The following is a 2,085-nucleotide window of genomic DNA, read 5'->3' as shown; positions in this document are numbered from 1 at the left end:
TCCCTGTACGCGCCGTCCGTCGGGCCCGGGGCCGCCGAGCCCTTCGCGAGGACGCGGACCTGGAGCGCCTCTACGCGGTAGCCGATGCCGGTCGTGCCGGCGCGGGCCCCGTCGCTGGCCCAGCCGAGCCAGCCGTAGTCCTGCACGTAGGCGCGGTACCACACGTCGTAGTACTCGGAGAGGTCGCCGGTCAGGCGCATCTTCACGCACTCGACCGCCCTGCCCTGGCCGGTGGTGCCCGCCACGGCGCCGCCCGAGACCTCGTCCTGCCAGCCGACGCCGGAGACGTGGGCGCTGTAGGACAGGCCGCCGGAGACCGGCGAGGAGACCTCGGCGGCGATCGCCTCGACGGCGCGGGACTGGCCGGTCGTGCCGGCGGTGCCGCCGTTGCCGACGGCGGGCTGCCAGCCGACGCCGGAGACGTGGGCCCTGAGGCTGAGCGAGGGGACGGAGAGCTCGGCGGGGTCGCCCGTCGAGGGGGCGTCGCCGCCCTTCTCGACGAGGACGGCCTGGAGGGCCTCTGCCTGGACGCCGAGCCCCTCGGTGCCCGCGGCCTCGCCGTCCTTGGCCCAGCCGAGCCAGCCGTAGCCGGCCGCGTGGACGCGGTACCACACGTCGTAGCGCTCGGAGACGGGGCCGGAGAGGGACACCCTCACGGCCTGGACGGCGCGGCCCTGCCCCACCGTGCCGGCGTAGGAGGGGGCGGAGGCGGCGTCCTGCCAGCCGATGCCGGCCACGTGGGCCGCGACGGAGACGGAGCTCCCCTCGCCCGCCCCCTCGAGGGAGGCGCGCACGGCCTGGAGCGCGAGGCCCCTGCCGGTCGTGCCGACGTCCTCGCCGCCGCCCACCGCGGGCAGCCAGCCGCGCTCGGCGACATGGCCCTGCAGGACGAGCGACGGGCCGGAGGCGGCGCCGGAGACGTAGGCCCCCTCGGCCGGGCCGGGGGCGCCGGAGCCCTTCGCGACGAGGGCGACCTGAACGGCGGTGAGGCCCGAGGCGCCGGACTCGACGCCGGAGGGCTCGCCGGCGCTCGCCCAGCCGAGCCAGCCGCGCGCGGAGTCACAGGAGCGGTACCAGACGTCGTAGCGCTCCGCGAGGCCGCCGGACAGCTCGAAGCGGACGGCCTTGAGCTGGAGCCCGCCGCCCGAGGCGCCGAGTTGCGCCCCGTCGGAGCTGGTCTCCCCCTGCCAGCCGGAGCCCAGCAGCAGGCCGCGGTAGCAGACCGACCCGTCGGACTCGAGGTTGTCGACGGTCGCGGCGACGGAGCCCAGCACGGGCCCCCTCTCGGAGCCGAGCGTCAGGACCCCGCCCGAGAACGACGAGCCCGCCGGCGAGCCGGCGACGGAGATGGACGACCCGGACAGGCGCTCGCCGGCGCCGCGGAAGGCCCCGCCGGCCGGCCCCGGCGCGGCGCCGCCCTTGGGGACGAGCACGACCTGGACGGCCTGGACGGCCTTCGACAGGCCAACCGTGCCCGCGGACGCGCCGTCCTTGGCCCAGCCGAGCCAGCCGTAGTCGGAGCAGTGCACGCGGTACCAGACGTCGTAGGACGAGGCGGCCTCGCCGGAGAGCCTGAACTGGAGCGCCTCGACCGCCAGGGAGCGCCCGGTGGTGCCGGCGGTCCCCGAGGTCCAGCCCTGCCAGCCGACGTTCGAGACGTGGGCCCTCACCTCGAGGGAGGAGGATCCGTGCCCGTACCAGGAGACGGAGCCCGAGAGGGCCTCGAGGGCGCGGCCCTGCCCGGTGGTGCCGGCGACGGCGCCGTCCGAGACGGAGCCCTGCCAGCCGATGCCGGCGACGTGGGCGCGGTAGGAGACGGAGGGGGGCTCGGAGGACCTGTCGACGAACGGGGTGGCGGTGTCGCCCGGGGCGGGGTCGCCCTTGGGCAGGACCGCGACCTGGACGGCCTGGACGGCGCGGCCGTAGCCCGCCGAGCCGGCGTCGGCGCCGTCGCACGCCCAGCCCAGCCAGCCGAACTCGGCGGAGTGGACGCGGTACCAGACAGTGTAGCGGGCCGACAGCTCCCCGGACAGCCTGACCCTCAGGGCCTCGACGGCGCGGGACTGGCCGGTCGTGCCGGCGGTG

1 pseudogene is annotated in these 2,085 nt (G+C 77.1%); it reads right to left on the bottom strand.

The window, feature by feature from the left end:
- Window positions 1–2,085 (bottom strand): annotated as a pseudogene (locus DW233_RS10005) (hypothetical protein); the annotation flags it as partial.

The organism is Collinsella sp. AM20-15AC (assembly GCF_003471405.1).
Lineage (GTDB): Bacteria > Actinomycetota > Coriobacteriia > Coriobacteriales > Coriobacteriaceae > Collinsella.
This window is presented reverse-complemented; position numbering and strand designations above follow the sequence as displayed.